This window comes from Citrobacter sp. CK206 (assembly GCF_030333125.1).
Lineage (GTDB): Bacteria > Pseudomonadota > Gammaproteobacteria > Enterobacterales > Enterobacteriaceae > Citrobacter_B > Citrobacter_B koseri.
This window is the reverse complement of record NZ_JAOWGM010000030.1, coordinates 457,517-472,517: the sequence shown is the minus strand read 5'-3', so window position 1 is coordinate 472,517 and position 15,001 is coordinate 457,517. Positions and strand designations below refer to the sequence as shown.

14 protein-coding genes are annotated in these 15,001 nt (G+C 55.7%); 12 read left to right on the top strand and 2 right to left on the bottom strand.

What is annotated here, in order from left to right:
- Positions 1-4 precede the first annotated feature (4 nt).
- A complete protein-coding gene (locus OGX81_RS19535; protein ID WP_012132110.1) occupies positions 5-682 on the bottom strand; it encodes a fimbrial biogenesis chaperone in 678 nt (225 codons plus the stop codon).
- Between the two features lie 51 nt (positions 683-733).
- Positions 734-1,264: a fimbrial protein gene (locus OGX81_RS19530; RefSeq protein ID WP_024130278.1), complete on the bottom strand. Its 531-nt coding sequence runs from the start codon at positions 1,262-1,264 to the stop codon at positions 734-736.
- A 377-nt stretch (positions 1,265-1,641) separates the two neighbouring features.
- On the opposite strand from OGX81_RS19530, the gene OGX81_RS19525 reads away from it, so the two are divergent.
- The 12 genes from OGX81_RS19525 (at position 1,642) to OGX81_RS19470 (ending at position 14,946) form a co-directional block, all read left to right on the top strand.
- The gene (locus OGX81_RS19525) at positions 1,642-2,304 is read left to right on the top strand and encodes a winged helix-turn-helix transcriptional regulator (RefSeq protein ID WP_024130277.1); all 663 of its coding nucleotides are present in this window, start codon (positions 1,642-1,644) and stop codon (positions 2,302-2,304) included.
- Between the two features lie 72 nt (positions 2,305-2,376).
- Entirely contained in the window at positions 2,377-3,009 is a 633-nt protein-coding gene (locus tag OGX81_RS19520; RefSeq protein WP_012132105.1) for a winged helix-turn-helix transcriptional regulator, read from the top strand.
- 241 nt (positions 3,010-3,250) lie between these two features.
- The gene (dhaK, locus tag OGX81_RS19515; RefSeq protein WP_047463312.1) at positions 3,251-4,321 is read left to right on the top strand and encodes a dihydroxyacetone kinase subunit DhaK; all 1,071 of its coding nucleotides are present in this window, start codon (positions 3,251-3,253) and stop codon (positions 4,319-4,321) included.
- 11 nt (positions 4,322-4,332) lie between these two features.
- A complete protein-coding gene (gene dhaL / locus OGX81_RS19510; protein WP_012132103.1) occupies positions 4,333-4,965 on the top strand; it encodes a dihydroxyacetone kinase subunit DhaL in 633 nt (210 codons plus the stop codon).
- Positions 4,966-4,975: 10 nt separating this feature from the next.
- On the top strand, positions 4,976-6,409 hold the full coding sequence (dhaM, locus tag OGX81_RS19505; protein ID WP_104868571.1) for a dihydroxyacetone kinase phosphoryl donor subunit DhaM: 1,434 nt from the start codon (positions 4,976-4,978) through the stop codon (positions 6,407-6,409).
- A gap of 187 nt (positions 6,410-6,596) precedes the next feature.
- Positions 6,597-8,309, top strand: a complete 1,713-nt coding sequence (locus OGX81_RS19500) for an alpha,alpha-trehalase (RefSeq protein ID WP_104868570.1) — start codon at positions 6,597-6,599, stop codon at positions 8,307-8,309.
- Positions 8,310-8,512: 203 nt separating this feature from the next.
- Positions 8,513-9,535, top strand: a complete 1,023-nt coding sequence (locus OGX81_RS19495; RefSeq protein ID WP_101744130.1) for an ABC transporter substrate-binding protein — start codon at positions 8,513-8,515, stop codon at positions 9,533-9,535.
- A gap of 26 nt (positions 9,536-9,561) precedes the next feature.
- Positions 9,562-10,521, top strand: a complete 960-nt coding sequence (locus OGX81_RS19490) for a FecCD family ABC transporter permease (protein ID WP_369701201.1) — start codon at positions 9,562-9,564, stop codon at positions 10,519-10,521.
- Positions 10,518-11,276, top strand: a complete 759-nt coding sequence (locus tag OGX81_RS19485; protein WP_047463303.1) for an ABC transporter ATP-binding protein — start codon at positions 10,518-10,520, stop codon at positions 11,274-11,276. Before OGX81_RS19490 ends, OGX81_RS19485 begins: the two co-directional genes overlap by 4 nt.
- Positions 11,277-11,285: 9 nt before the next feature.
- The gene (locus OGX81_RS19480) at positions 11,286-12,098 is read left to right on the top strand and encodes a class I SAM-dependent methyltransferase (RefSeq protein ID WP_104868568.1); all 813 of its coding nucleotides are present in this window, start codon (positions 11,286-11,288) and stop codon (positions 12,096-12,098) included.
- Positions 12,095-12,952 (top strand): ModD protein, encoded by an 858-nt coding sequence (modD, locus tag OGX81_RS19475; protein WP_110123732.1) that lies wholly within the window; start codon positions 12,095-12,097, stop codon positions 12,950-12,952. Before OGX81_RS19480 ends, modD begins: the two co-directional genes overlap by 4 nt.
- A gap of 23 nt (positions 12,953-12,975) precedes the next feature.
- Positions 12,976-14,946 (top strand): TonB-dependent receptor plug domain-containing protein, encoded by a 1,971-nt coding sequence (locus tag OGX81_RS19470; RefSeq protein WP_104868566.1) that lies wholly within the window; start codon positions 12,976-12,978, stop codon positions 14,944-14,946.
- Positions 14,947-15,001: the final 55 nt, after the last annotated feature.

Here is a 15,001-nt window from a genome sequence, read left to right as displayed (position 1 = left end):
CTACTTAAACAGAACCGCTGTACTCCTCGCTGATTCCACCGTAATCATTAATAATCCTGAATTTCACGCTTCCGCCATTTCCGCCCGAAGGCAGTGCAAAACGGGCGGTACTCCCCGGCGCCACAAACGTTACATTGTCAACTTTCTTACCGGATACGGTAATTTCATTGAAATTAACGTAATAAGGCGTGGGGTTATTTACCTGAATAAACGCCCCGCTCCGGCTCCAGCTTAACTTTCCGAGCTGCGCTTCAGGCGTTGACTTGCTCAGCAACGCAGGCCGATAAATCAGTTTTATTCGTGTTTTAACCGCAATCTGTAACGTATTATCTTTACGTTGGGCCGACGGTATCGATTTAATATTCAGCCAAAACAGGGACTCTTTATCCTCAGGCAGATTTCCCGCCCGAATAATACGCATTACGTTTTGCTGCCCGTTATCAAGCCGGTAAAGCGGCGGTGTAATAATAAAAGGAGCTTTGCCCTTACCGTCATTTTGCGTTTCGATCCACGACTGAATTAAATACGGAATATTATCGGGATTACTGACGCTTAATGACGCTTCTTTTTTACCGCCATCGTAAATAACCCTTGTTCCGCCAATGGAAACACCAGCATTCACACTGGAAACGCCGATAACAAACAGCGCCAACGCGGTGGCGCAAACACGTAATACTTTCATGATAAACCTCTGAGAGGGCCGGTTATCGGCCCCCCAAACAACATATGCTCGTCAGTTATAGTTAACGGTGAAGTTTGCTACGGCATTCACGACGCCCGGCACAACAGGCACGCTGGTGGCGACATAGGCGGCGTAGAAATCCAGTTGGTTGTCAACCATATCTAATAGTGAATAGGAATAGCCATTGATCTGATTAAGGCCTAAAGGCGCTCTGTCTGCCGTCATCAGTCGAATGGCCACCCCACTTGCCGAACCGGGATCGGCGGACAGCGCCAACAGATCGGTATTACCCGAATGATTAACGCCATCAAATTTCACCCGCGCGGACGTGACGGAAGAGGGGCAGTTAATCAGACGCAAGGTAAATTTGGTCGTTGACGCTTCATCCCCTGCGTTGGTAAACGCTGTTTTATAGACACTTCCCATATCAACGGTCATCGTATTATTGGCGCCAATATCTACGGTACAGGCGGTATCAAGAACCTGACCCACAAATTTGACCGTGCCGTCATACGCTATCGCATGTGATATTGACAAAATGGCCGCAGCGGAAAGCGCCATCGCTATCATATTTTTTTTCATCATCGCTATCCTTAACACCTGTTTATTTATCGCGTTACGACATAATGTCCATACATTTTCTGCTCTGGAAATGGGCTGCCGGGAAACGCTTATTTTTGGCTATCATCGTAAAGACAAGGAGATAAATAACATGCGATTTCCCCTTCAGCATTCCGGGCCGCATCACGTCAGCGGTTTGAATCCTGAATCAAGGCGCGATGTCAATTAAGTTCTCCTTAATTTAAATTTTCATATAAATGCACATATTTGCTCAAGTGATTTTTTGGTGTAATTTTACACCTTGTTCTGGATTCACTTATTTTTAGTCTGTCACCATAATTATTAGCTCAAGCAAGACGTTACGCTATTACAGAGACTATTATATGGGAGGACGGATCATGCCTGAAACCAAAATAGCTATTGAATCAAGTATGTATAAGGCTCTGCCTCTGAAGCCAATTGAACATGTAGAAAAACTGATTGCGCACCTGAAGCCACACGCAAACACACGAGAAACAAAATGCAGACAAATTATTAACAACGAAAATAATAGACCACATCAATGTTATTTATTGCTGAAGGGAACCATCGGGGTTTTCAGAGCTCGGGACGGCTTCATGCTTAACTCAGAAGTCGCCCCCTTTATTTTTGGCCTCAGCAATCAACTGGTTGATGCTGAATATTTGCTGATGCGCAGTGAGGAGTGCTCTGAGATCGCCTTTATTCCGCTGGAGAAAGTTAACGACGTTATAGCAAATGAGAATCTTTGGGAAAGTCTGGCGAAGGTGCTTATCTACACCGCCGGTCGGGTGTACGACCACTGTACGCGCATTTCAGCGCCGACATCCTATGATATTATTCGCGCTCAGCTGTATGAATTAATGCGTGAGTCTAATGAATTCAGACAAAATATAACTGCCGCAAATTATATTCAGTCAAGAACATTCCTGTCGCGCAGCAGCGTGATGAAGATACTGGCCGATTTAAAAAAAGGCGGCTACATCGTGACCGATCGCGGTGTTCTGAAGCAAATTCAGCAGAATATTCCCCTGAAATACTAGCTATGTTCAACACGCATTAACGCAGAGCCACTAAAATAGAATGACAACGACAGTGACCGGATAACACCTACCATGCCCCTGGATTCTTCCTTTAATCAACTGAAGCAGCCTTCGCCCTACGCAATTGCGCTGCTCAACGCACTCACGTCAGAACAGGATTTCAAACGGTATCCTCGCGGAAGTCGCTTTGTCTTCGTCCAGGGGGGCGAGCACCAGTGCCTGTTTTTCCGCACGGGCGTCGTAAGCATTGAGAACATCGAAAATAGTCTGTTGCTGGGGATAGCTTCTGCCCCGGTATCCCTGGGGTTCACCAGCGCCCTGTCGGATAAACTGCTGATTCGCGCGCTCGAAGAGTGCGAAGCGGCGACAATTCCCCTCGATGACGTGATGGAAACCATTGAGCGCAAGCACCTGTGGGAGATCATGGCAAAGCATATGATCATCGTCACCAATAAATTGTTTATCCAGAATGAAATGGCGACAGCGCCGACCGCTTACGATCTGCTGTGCTACCAGTTGCAGGCGCTAAGCCAAGAGCCGGAAAGCATCCGTTCTCAGATGGCGGCCTACCAGTATATTCTTGAACGTACCCGCCTTTCGCGCAGCAGCGTGATGAAGATGCTGTCAGCGCTAAAAAAAGGCGGCTATATCGAACTGGAACAGGGCAAATTAATCGCAATTAATCACCTCCCTTCTCGTTTCTAACCCCCCGTTTTTACGCTTAAAGCGGCGGCATTCGTTGGTCGGGATCGCAATTCTGACGATTACCTCGCCTTTGCGTTCCATAATGAAACATGATTAAGCATAAATGTTCCGTTGATGAAACATGTTATGGCCGAATTTTCTTTTCCGCTCACTGTTGCACAATAAGGTTATCGGCAGTGAGTGGTAGCCGTGTCATGGTACACAACCGATACCCCTACAGCAGAAGATGCGGAGCAAAATAATGAAAAAGCTGATTAACCGTGTAGAAGAGGTACTGAACGAGCAACTCGCTGGTCTGGCAAAAGCGTACCCGACGCTGACGCTGCATCAGGACCCGGTCTACGTTACCCGGTCAGATGCGCCAGTGGCAGGAAAAGTGGCGCTGCTTTCCGGCGGCGGCAGCGGGCATGAGCCCATGCACTGCGGCTATATTGGGCCAGGCATGCTCTCCGGCGCCTGCCCGGGCGAAATTTTTACCTCGCCGACGCCAGACAAAATGTTTGAGTGCGCCATGCACATTGACGGCGGCGAAGGCGTCTTACTGATCATTAAAAATTACACCGGCGACATCCTGAATTTTGAAACCGCCACGGAACTGCTGCACGACAGCGGCGTAAAAGTCACCACCGTCGTGGTGGATGATGATGTAGCGGTCAAAGACAGCCTTTATACCGCCGGTCGTCGCGGCGTCGCCAATACGGTATTAATTGAAAAACTGGTGGGCGCGGCCGCAGAACGCGGTGACACGCTGGAAGCCTGCGCGGAGCTTGGCCGTAAGCTGAATAATCAGGGGCATTCAATCGGCATCGCGCTCAATGCCTGTACCGTGCCTGCGGCGGGTAAACCGTCCTTCACATTGCAGGATAACGAAATGGAGTTTGGCGTGGGAATTCACGGCGAACCCGGCATTGACCGTCGCCCCTTCTCTTCTCTCGATCAAACTGTCGATGAAATGTTTGACACGCTGCTGGAAAACGGCGCATACAGCCGCACGCTGCGTCACTGGGATCATCATCAGGGAAGCTGGCAGGAAGATAAGCAGAGCAAACAGCCGTTGCAGCGTGGCGATCGCGTCATTGCACTGGTCAACAACCTCGGCGCCACGCCGCTGTCTGAACTGTTCGGCGTCTATAACCGGCTTGAAAGCCGCTGTCAGGAAACCGGCATTACCATTGAACGCAACCTGATCGGCTCTTACTGCACCTCTCTGGATATGACCGGCTTTTCCATCACCCTGTTAAAAGTGGATGATGAAACGCTCGCGCTCTGGGATGCGCCGGTTCACACGCCTGCGCTCAACTGGGGCAAATAAGGAGATTATGTATGTCACTCAACAGAACACACATTGTTAACTGGCTCTATCGCTGCGGTGAGATTTTCACCAAAGAGAGTGATTATCTGACGGGTCTGGACAGAGAGATTGGCGACGCCGACCACGGGCTGAATATGCATCGCGGCTTCAGTAAAGTCGTCGAAAAATTACCCGCGATTGCGGATAAAGACATCGGCTTCATCCTGAAGAACACAGGGATGGTGCTGCTCTCCAGCGTCGGCGGCGCCAGTGGCCCGCTGTTCGGCACGTTCTTCATTCGCGCCGCCCAGGTGACACAGGCGCACCAGAGCCTGACGCTCGACGAGCTGTACCAGATGATGCGGGAAGGCGCGGAAGGCGTGACCAGCCGTGGTAAAGCAGAGCCTGGCGATAAAACCATGTGTGACGTCTGGGGGCCGGTTGTGGAGTCGCTGCGCCAGTCATGCGAACAGCACCTGTCGGTGCAGGCGGCGCTGGATGCCGCCAGCGCCCAGGCCGAAGCGGCGGCGCAGAGCACCATCACCATGCAGGCCCGCAAAGGGCGCGCCAGCTATCTTGGCGAGCGCAGCATCGGCCATCAGGACCCGGGCGCAACCTCCGTGATGTTCATGATGCAAATGCTGGCGGCAGCGGCAAAAGAGTAAGGATAACGCGATGGTAAACCTGGTCATTGTTTCGCACAGCGCACTGCTGGGTGAAGGCGTCGGGCAGTTAGCCCGGCAGATGTTAATCGGCGATGGTTGTAAACTCGCGATTGCAGCCGGTATCGACGACCCACAAAATCCGATTGGCACCGATCCGCTCAAGGTGATGGAAGCCATCGAATCCGTGGCTGATGCGGACCATATCCTGGTCATGATGGATATGGGCAGCGCATTATTGAGCGCCGAAACCGCCCTGGATTTGCTCGACCCGGCGATTGCGACGAAAGTCCGCTTATGCGCGGCGCCGCTGGTAGAAGGCACGCTGGCGGCGACGGTCAGCGCGGCAATGGGCGCCGGTATTGATAAAGTCATCAATGACGCCATGAGCGCGCTGGATGCCAAGCGTGAACAACTGGGTTTACCGTCACCCACTCAAACCGGGGGCGTCGCCACAAAACCAGCATTTCAGGATAACGACGCCCACTCCATTTCTGTTGTGGTGAAAAATCCAAACGGGCTGCATGTTCGTCCGGCATCGCGCCTGGTCTCCACGTTGTCGGGGTTTCGGGCCGACATGCTGCTGGAGAAAAATGGCAAATGCGTGACGCCGGACAGCCTGAATCAGATAGCGTTATTACAGGTGCGCTGCAACGATACTCTGCGCCTGATCGCCAAAGGAGAACAGGCCGACGAGGCGCTGGCGGCGTTCAAACAGCTGGCGGCGGAAAACTTTGGCGAGTCCGTGGAGGAGACGCCTGCCAGCAGCACGGCGCGTCAGCTCCCCGCGCAGGTCTCCGGCGTGGTGTTCTGCTATTCTCCCGCTGCACCGGACGTCGCAAATCCGACGACCGTCAATTTGCCGGAAGAGCAGCAGCGCCTGCAAACGGCGATTCGTCAGACGCTGGACGATCTCAACGCGCTGACCACGCTGGCGGAAGAGAAATACTCCGCCGATCTGGCGGCGATTTTTTCCGGGCATCACACGCTGCTGGATGACCCCGAGCTGTACGAGATGGCGTGTGAGGTGATGCGTGATAAATCGTGTCGGGCGGAAACGGCGTGGCGCAGCGTGCTGGACGATCTCCGCGATCAGTACCGACAGCTCGACGACGCCTATTTGCAGGCCCGCTATATCGATATCGACGATATTCTCCATCGGACGCTGAGGCACCTGAGCGGAATAAACGCGCGCTTGCCGGTATTCACGCGCCCGACTATCGTGGCGGCGGAAAATATCTTCCCGTCCACCGTGTTGCAGTTCGACCCACAGACGGTTAAAGGGATCTGCCTGAGCGCAGGCAGCAATGAATCACATTCGGCAATCATCGCCCGTGAAATGGGGATCGGCTGGCTTTGTCAGCAAGGGGAAGCGGTATATGCCCTGAGCACCGGCGAGTCGATTACGCTGGATCTCGCGGCACAGCGCATTCTCTTTTCTGACTGACCGCTCTCCCATCGCGCGTCCTCTTCTGAGGGCGCGCTGTCGCATTCCCACGCTTCAACCGGCGATAACGGGAAATGTTTACCAGTTCCCAAAATAGCGGTTCGATCACGCGCACATGACAATCCTGGACTAAGGTTTTGTCATGGTTCATGCCGCTGACTGCGGCACGCCGTTAAGGAGAATATTGATGATAACACCTGCGCTTCGCCATTCCGGCACGCTCTCTTTCGCCATAAAACTGACCGTTGCAAGCACCCTGCTGACATTCGCGTCGCTCTCGGCGCACGCTGAGGAACAGCCAGCCAGTCCTCCGCAGCCCCCGGATATTCTGCTGGGGCCGCTGTTTAATGACGTGCAGAGCGCCAAACTGTTCCCCGACCAGAAAACGTTCGCCGATGCCGTGCCTAACAGCGATCCGCTGATGATCCTCGCGGATTACCGGATGCAACGAAACCAGTCAGGCTTCGATTTGCGTCACTTTGTTGATGTGAACTTTACGCTGCCCAAAGAAGGGGAAAAATACGTTCCGCCGGAAGGGCAGTCGCTGCGTGAACATATTGACGGCCTGTGGCCCGTGTTGACCCGCACAACGGAGAGCGCCGGAAAATGGGATTCGTTATTGCCGCTGCCGGAACCGTATGTGGTGCCTGGCGGACGTTTCCGGGAAGTCTATTATTGGGATAGCTATTTTACCATGCTGGGACTTGCCGAAAGCGATCACTGGGATAAGGTCGCCGATATGGTGGCGAATTTCGGCTATGAACTGGACTCCTGGGGGCATATCCCCAACGGCAACCGTACCTACTATCTGAGCCGCTCGCAGCCGCCTTTCTTCGCATTTATGGTGGAATTGCTGGCGCAGCATGAGGGCGACGACGCCCTGAAAAAATACCTGCCACAGCTGCAAAAAGAGTATGCCTACTGGATGGAGGGCGTGGAGAATCTCCAGCCCGGCGAGCAGAATAAGCGCGTGGTGAAACTGGATGACGGCACCGTCCTGAACCGCTACTGGGATGACCGGGACACGCCGCGACCGGAGTCGTGGATGGAAGATATCACCACCGCGAAGAGCAACCCGAACCGCCCGGCAACCGAGATTTATCGCGACCTGCGATCTGCCGCCGCATCGGGCTGGGATTTCAGCTCGCGCTGGATGGACGACCCGAATCAGCTGAGCACCATTCGCACCACCAGCATCGTCCCTGTCGATCTCAACGCCCTGCTGTATAAACTGGAGAAAATGCTGGCGCGCGCCAGCAAAGCGGCAGGCGATGACGCCAACGCGAACCAGTATGAAGCGCTCGCCGGCGCCCGTCAGAAAGGCATTGAAACGCACCTGTGGAACAATCAGGAAGGCTGGTATGCCGACTACGATCTGAAGAGCAAAAAGGTGCGTAACCAACTGACGGCGGCCACGCTGTTCCCGCTGTATGTCAACGCGGCGGCGAAAGATCGCGCCAGCAAAGTGGCTGCCGCGACCCAGGCGCACCTGTTGCAGCCTGGCGGACTTTCCACCACCTCGGTGAAAAGCGGGCAGCAATGGGACGCCCCCAATGGCTGGGCGCCGTTACAGTGGGTGGCGACCGAGGGGTTGCAGAATTACGGGCAGGACAACGTCGCGATGGATGTCACCTGGCGCTTCCTCACCAACGTTCAGCATACCTACGACCGCGAACAAAAGCTGGTTGAGAAATATGACGTCAGCAGTACGGGAACCGGCGGCGGCGGTGGAGAATACCCTCTTCAGGATGGTTTCGGCTGGACCAACGGCGTGACGTTAAAAATGCTCGACCTGATCTGTCCAAAAGAGAAACCGTGCGACAGCGTACCGGCCACTCGCCCCGCAGCGCCAGGCGCTTCCCAGCCTGCGCCGCAAAAACAGGTTGAAACCACGCCGTAATGTAACCCGACCATCATGCTGACAAAAATCCGCGCGCCGTCGCGGATTTTTCTTCCTGGCAATGCCGCGCGTTCATCTCTGCCCCTCATAGCTCTTAAGGGTTAGAGCCCCTTTTCATCGGTGAGAATTTGATACTGAACAAGTTTTTTAACGTTATATATGTAAACATATAGCGATTTTTTAACCATTTCAGGATGAAAACAATGCCGCTCACAAGACGGAGATTCGCTCAGGCAATGGCCTCTGCGCTGCTGTTTCGCCACCTCCCTGGCATTGCGCAGACACCGCTGACGTTTGCTATTGGCCGCCCGCCGGAAGGCAATATTATTCGCCGCGTGGTGAGCGCCGGTGCGCCCGCCGATGTGTTACTGCTGGCCGTCGCGCCGGAAAAGCTGGTGGGTTTCTCCTCTTTTGATTTCTCGCGCCAGGCGGCGATTCCCTTCCCCGAGTCCATTCGGGCGTTGCCCAAACTGGGCAGGCTGGCGGGGCGCGCCAGCACGTTGTCTCTGGAAGGACTGCTGGCCCTGCATCCCGATCTGGTAGTGGATTGCGGCAACGCCGATGAAACCTGGCTTTCGCAGGCGCGCCAGGTCAGCGCTCAGACCCGGATTCCGTGGCTGCTGATTAACGGTGAACTGCGGCAAACGCCGGAACAACTGCAAGCCGCAGGACAAGCGCTGGGAATGGAGGCGCGTACTGCCGCTCAGTCGGCGCTGGCTCAGCGCTTCATTGCGCAAGCGCTCGCGTTTTCCCACACGCCTGCTGCCGGTATTCGTTTTTATGCGGCGCGGGGCGCCCGAGGTCTGGAGACAGGATTACAGGGATCGCTGCATACGGAAGCGGCAGAGTTGCTGGGATTACACAACGTAGCGCGAATCCCCGGACGAAGCGGACTGGCCCAGGTCTCTATGGAAAACTTACTCACCTGGCAACCCGACATCATTCTGGTACAGGATGCCGCCACGGCGCACTACCTGCGTCACGACCCCGTCTGGCAAGGCGTTAAGGCGGTTGCGGACAAGCGCATTCTTTTCCTGAGCGGTCTGCCGTTTGGCTGGCTGGATGCGCCGCCGGGCATTAACCGTTTACTCGGGCTGCGCCGGTTGCATGCCTGGCTGGACCCGAACGTTAATCAACATTTTAAAGACGATATGGTGCGTTATGCGCGCCTGTTCTGGCATACGTCGCTGACTGACGAACAGTATCAACAGTGGGCGATCATCTGATGAGAACGACCACCCTTTCAGTCCTGATGCTGGGGATTGCCCTTCTCTGTATTGCCTTTGCCACTGTATCGGGCGCTTATCACCTCGATGCCCGGCAGGTGCTAGCGATGATCTTCAGCCATGACACGGTGCCGACACAGGATCAAATCGTGTTCTGGCAGATCCGCCTCCCCCGCATTCTCGCCGCGCTGCTGCTGGGCGCTGCGCTGGCGGGCGCGGGCACGACGTATCAGGGGATGTTTCGCAACCCGCTGGTCTCCCCGGATATTCTCGGCGTTGCCGCCGGAGCGGGTTTAGGCGCATGTACGGCGATTTTACTGGGCCTGCCGATTTTGTTTATCCAGCTCTACGCGTTCGGCGGCGGTCTGCTGGTAGTTGCTGGCGTCTGGCTGATTACCCGCCGGGTGACGCGTCACGACCCCGTATTAACCCTTGTGCTGGTGGGTATCGCGCTCGGTACGCTGTGCGGCGCGGGAATTTCCCTGATAAAAACGCTGGCCGATCCCTATACCCAGTTGCCTTCCATAACCTTCTGGTTACTCGGCGGGCTCTCTACCATCACGCTGCATGATCTTTGCTTCTCGGCACCGCTGATTCTGTTCGGCGCCATCCCTTTGCTGCTACTGCGCTGGCGTATGAATTTACTGACGCTTTCAGATGATGAAGCCCGTTCCCTGGGCATCAACGTTACCCGCCTTCGGCTCGCGCTGATTGTCTGCGCGACGCTCATCACCGCCAGCACGGTGGCGATTGCCGGGATTATCGGCTGGATAGGCTTAGTCGTGCCGCATATCGGCAGGTTGCTCACCGGCAATAACCACCAACAGTTGCTTCCTGTCTCAATGGGCGCCGGCGCCATTTTACTGCTGCTGACCGACACGCTCGCGCGCGCAATCAGCAGTACGGAGATTCCACTGGGTATCCTCACCGCATTTATCGGCGCTCCTTTCTTTTTGCTGCTTCTGCTGCGTGGAGGACGCCAATGACACGACTGACGGTTCACCACGCCAACCTGGGATACGCCCGACGCCCGGTTTTGCGCGACGTCTCTTTTACCGTACCGGCGGGAGAAATTTGCTGTTTACTCGGCGCAAACGGCAGCGGCAAGACCACGCTGATGCGCACCATTCTTGGCGTTCTCCCCTTGATCAGCGGCGACATCCTGCTTGATGGCGTGGCGGTGCAGCGTTTTTCAGACCGGGAGCGCGCCAGCGCCATTGCCTGGGTGCCACAGGCGCACGACGGCGCGTTCGCCTTCACTGCTCTGGATATGGTGATGATGGGGCTGACGCCGAAAATGGCGGCATTCGCCGTTCCCGGCGCCAGGGAGCGAGAAATTGCCCAGCAGCAGCTCGCCGCGCTTGAAATCGTCCATCTGGCGCACCGACGCTGGAACACCCTGAGCGGCGGAGAGCGTCAACTGGTGCTGATCGCCCGCGCTCTGGCGCAACGCCCTCGCCTGCTACTGCTGGATGAACCCGCCTCCAGCCTCGACTTTGGTCACCAGATCCGCCTGCTCGACACGCTGGTGACACTGAAAAAAACGGGGATGGCGCTACTGATGTCAACCCATCATCCGCTCCATGCCAGGGCGATAGCCGACAGCGTCGTACGCGTGGAGTCCGACGGCCAGGTATCGCAAGGCGCGCCAGAGCGCCAGCTCGCTGCCGACAATCTGGCCGCGCTTTATCGGGTCTCGCCCACACAAATCCACCGCCATCTTTTTGGCGATCAGCAATAAGGGACAGCCATGCTCATTGATGACATTGATTTTGCAGACCTCTACCGCCAGCAGCTATTGCAGGCGAAACGAACGGAAAAAACGCCCGACCATTGGGATAAACGGGCAGAGAAAATGGCAGAAAACTGCGCGTCGCCGACGGACACCTACCTGCAACAGCTGATGGAAAAAATGGATTTGCAGGGCGTGAACTCGCTGTTTGATATGGGCTGCGGCCCGGGCACCGTCTCGCTGGCGTTAGCGGGCAAAATACCGCATATCTGCGGCGTGGATTACAGCCCCGGAATGCTGCGCGTTGCCGCCCGTCGTGCGACAGAGCAACGGGCAACCCATGTTCACTGGGTGCAACGCGCCTGGGAAGAGGACTGGAGCGATCTTCCGCGCTGCGATATCGCCGTGGCCTCCCGCTCAACGCTCGTTGCGGATATGCGCCAGGCGATGACAAAACTCAACAACCAGGCGCGGCTGCGCGTCTATACCACGCACCTGGTCAGTTCCTCTTTTGTTTCCCCCACTATCCAGCGCGCGTTGGGTCGCGAGGTTATCGAGCTGCCTAACTATATTTATGCCCTCAATGTCCTGTACCAGATGGGGATCTGCGCCCATGTCGATTTTATCCGTGGGCAGAACTGCCAGCAGGACAACAACACCTGGGAACGCTTTGCTGAAAACGTTCGCTGGAGCATGGGCGACATCAGCGATGAAGAGCGTGAGCGTCTGTACCGCTGGTATCAACAGCAGGATGCCAGCGCCCTTGCCCCGGCCAGCCGGGACTGGGCGCTGATCTGGTGGGACAGCATTCCACAAAAGGCGCTGAAATGATCTACTTCTCACACGCACAAACGGACGCATTGCTGCTGGAGGATATTCAGGGAGGCGACCTGACCACGCGCGCTCTGGGCATCGGCAATCTGCCAGGCCGCATGACCTTCCGCCATCGCCAGGGCGGCTGCGTGAGCGGCATTGCCGTGGCCAGACAAATGTTGCAGTCGCTGGGGCTGACCGTCCTGGAGCAGATGAACGACGGTGAGCGCGCCGCAGCCGGTCAACGATTGATCAGCGTCAGCGGGAATGCGGCGGCGCTGCACCAGGGCTGGAAGGCCGTACAAAACGTACTGGAGTGGAGCTGCGGCGTTTCACACTATCTCGACAGCATGCTTCACATCCTGCATAGCCGTTACCCCGACGGGCAAATAGCCTGCACGCGTAAAGCCATTCCCGGCACCCGGCTGTTAGCCGCACAGGCGGTGCTCGCCGCAGGCGGAATCATTCACCGCGCCGGGTGCGCGGAAACCGTGCTGCTGTTTGCAAATCACCGCCGCTTTCTCGCCCCCGGTAACGACTGGGCCGGGGCCATTTCGCAGTTGCGCCGTCATGCCCCGGAAAAAAAGATCGTCGTCGAAGCAGACACCCCAGAGGAAGCCCTTGAAGCGCTCCGCGCAGGCCCCGACGTTTTGCAACTCGACAAATTTACCCCACATCAGGCGGCGGAGGTGGCCCGGGCGGCGCCTTCACTGGCCCCCCATTGCACGCTGGCGCTGACTGGCGGCATCAACCTCGCCACTCTGGCGAGTTATCTCGACTGTGGTATCAGGCTCTTTATTACATCCGCACCGTACTACGCACCACCGATGGATATCAACGTCATCCTGAACCCGGACGAAAGTGACATATAACATTGATAAATGGTATAAAAACAATGAAATTCACTCAGAGTTGTCTTTACACGGCATTATCGGTAGCTTTTGCGCATAATGCGTTTGCTGGGCAAGAAAGCGACACCATGACCGTCTGGTCGAGCCCCGCCTCTGCGGCGACCACCACGGTGCTTGGTCAACAAACCATGCAGGATCTGGATAAGCAGAATGTGGCGCAGGCATTAAGCGTCATCCCCGGCGTGGCGTTGCAAAAATCAGGCAACCGCAACGAACAGCAGGTCAAAGTTCGCGGTTTTGACAGCCGCCAGGTTCCGATCTTTTTCGACGGCGTGCCGGTTTACATCCCTTACGACGGCAACCTCGACTTAGGGCGCTTCCTCACCTCGGACATTGCCTCCGTTGAGGTGTCCAAAGGCTACTCATCGCTGTTGCAAGGCCCTAACCAGATGGGTGGCGCGATCAACATCACCACCAAAAAACCGACAAAACCTCTCGAAGGGAGCATCGGTTATCGCCAGGGATGGAGCCGGAGCAAAGATAATGCCCACGATATGCACGCCTCGTTTGGCGCCAGTAATGAGCTGGGTTATCTGCAAGTCAGCGGTAGCCAGTTGAAGCAGGATTTCCTGGGTCTGCCGCACGGGGTGGACAACGCCATTGCAGGCAGCAACGGGAAGATGATCAACTCGTCGGCAGATGATAAACGGGGCATTGTTAAGCTGGGCTTCACGCCGCGCGAAAATGACGAGTACACCCTGACCTATATCAACCAGGACGGTGAAAAGGACAACCCGCCATACGCAGGCACCAGCAGCCAGAAGTCGCGCTACTGGCAGTGGCCGCAATACGATAAAGAGAGTTATTACTATCAGGGCACCACGCATCTGGGCGATCGCTTCACGCTGAAAAGCCGGCTTTATCGCGACACCTTTGAAAACACGCTGATGATGTACAACTCCCTTGCCGACCTGAAAAACAAGAAAGGCAGCTATAGCCACTATTCTGATTACAGCGATGGCGCAGGGTTACAACTCGCCGCCGAAATGCGTGAAAACGATCTGCTCTCGTTCGCCGTTAACTGGAAAGATGACGTCCACCGTGAAAAAGGCGCGCCGCATGCGGCATACGATCGCTATGAAGACTGTACCTGGTCGTTAGCCAGCGAATACCAGTGGGCCGCCGCCGATAACGTGGATGTCGTGGCCGGTATTAGCTATGACTGGCGTGACAGTCTGGAAGGGATGAAACACGAAAAAGACGGCAGCGTAACCCACTACGACGACAACAACCAGTCGGCGTTTAACTGGCAGATCATGACCAAATACCACTTCGCAAACGAGGACACGCTGGCGCTCTCTTACTCTGACCGGACGCGTTTCCCGACGCTCAAAGAGCGGTATACCACGTCGAAACCGGCGTATAACCAGGTGGCCATCGTCAACCCGCAGTTAAAACCCGAACGCGCCCGTAGCGTGGATCTGACCTGGAACGGTTCGCTGACCCGCGACTGGGGATTCGAGGTCAGCGTGTACTATAACCGCGTGACCGACGCAATCCTGTCGCACAATATTGATGCCGATACGATCCAGAACCGCAATAGCGGCCGGGTGGATTACACCGGTCTGGATGCCGGAATCAAAGGCAATGTGTCTGAAATGCTGGATGTCGGGCTGAGCTACGGGCTGATCCACGCGGACGTCAAGCGTGATGAAATCGGTGAAATCACCGATTTGCCAACGCAGACGCTCACCGCATGGATGACGCTCAAGCCGTGGGAACCGCTGAGTATTACGCTGTCAGAAGAGGCGCGTTCCTCCAGCTACAGCAATTCAGACGGTTCACAGAAAGCGGGCGGATTTGCCATTACCCATATCCGCGCGGATTATGCGGTGGGCTACGGTTTTAGCGTCAACGCGTCCGTGAACAACCTGTTCGATACGAAGTATGCCTACAGCGAAGGGTTTATCGAGGAAGGCCGTAATTTCTGGGCCGGGGTGGAATATAAGTTCTGATTGTTCCGCCGAATGAAAACGAACCCGGCCTGCGCAATTGCAGGCCGGGTTGCTA

Bases quoted from the DNA above. Each gene is read 5' to 3' on its own strand.
- OGX81_RS19525 (WP_024130277.1), top strand. From the start codon at position 1,642: ATGCCTGAAACCAAAATAGCTATTGAATCAAGTATGTATAAGGCTCTG.
- OGX81_RS19530 (WP_024130278.1), bottom strand. From the start codon at position 1,264: ATGAAAAAAAATATGATAGCGATGGCGCTTTCCGCTGCGGCCATTTTG.
- OGX81_RS19480 (WP_104868568.1), top strand. From the start codon at position 11,286: ATGCTCATTGATGACATTGATTTTGCAGACCTCTACCGCCAGCAGCTA.
- OGX81_RS19520 (WP_012132105.1), top strand. From the start codon at position 2,377: ATGCCCCTGGATTCTTCCTTTAATCAACTGAAGCAGCCTTCGCCCTAC.
- OGX81_RS19500 (WP_104868570.1), top strand. From the start codon at position 6,597: ATGATAACACCTGCGCTTCGCCATTCCGGCACGCTCTCTTTCGCCATA.
- dhaK (WP_047463312.1), top strand. From the start codon at position 3,251: ATGAAAAAGCTGATTAACCGTGTAGAAGAGGTACTGAACGAGCAACTC.
- dhaL (WP_012132103.1), top strand. From the start codon at position 4,333: ATGTCACTCAACAGAACACACATTGTTAACTGGCTCTATCGCTGCGGT.
- OGX81_RS19495 (WP_101744130.1), top strand. From the start codon at position 8,513: ATGCCGCTCACAAGACGGAGATTCGCTCAGGCAATGGCCTCTGCGCTG.
- dhaM (WP_104868571.1), top strand. From the start codon at position 4,976: ATGGTAAACCTGGTCATTGTTTCGCACAGCGCACTGCTGGGTGAAGGC.
- modD (WP_110123732.1), top strand. From the start codon at position 12,095: ATGATCTACTTCTCACACGCACAAACGGACGCATTGCTGCTGGAGGAT.
- OGX81_RS19535 (WP_012132110.1), bottom strand. From the start codon at position 682: ATGAAAGTATTACGTGTTTGCGCCACCGCGTTGGCGCTGTTTGTTATC.
- OGX81_RS19470 (WP_104868566.1), top strand. From the start codon at position 12,976: ATGAAATTCACTCAGAGTTGTCTTTACACGGCATTATCGGTAGCTTTT.
- OGX81_RS19490 (WP_369701201.1), top strand. From the start codon at position 9,562: ATGCTGGGGATTGCCCTTCTCTGTATTGCCTTTGCCACTGTATCGGGC.
- OGX81_RS19485 (WP_047463303.1), top strand. From the start codon at position 10,518: ATGACACGACTGACGGTTCACCACGCCAACCTGGGATACGCCCGACGC.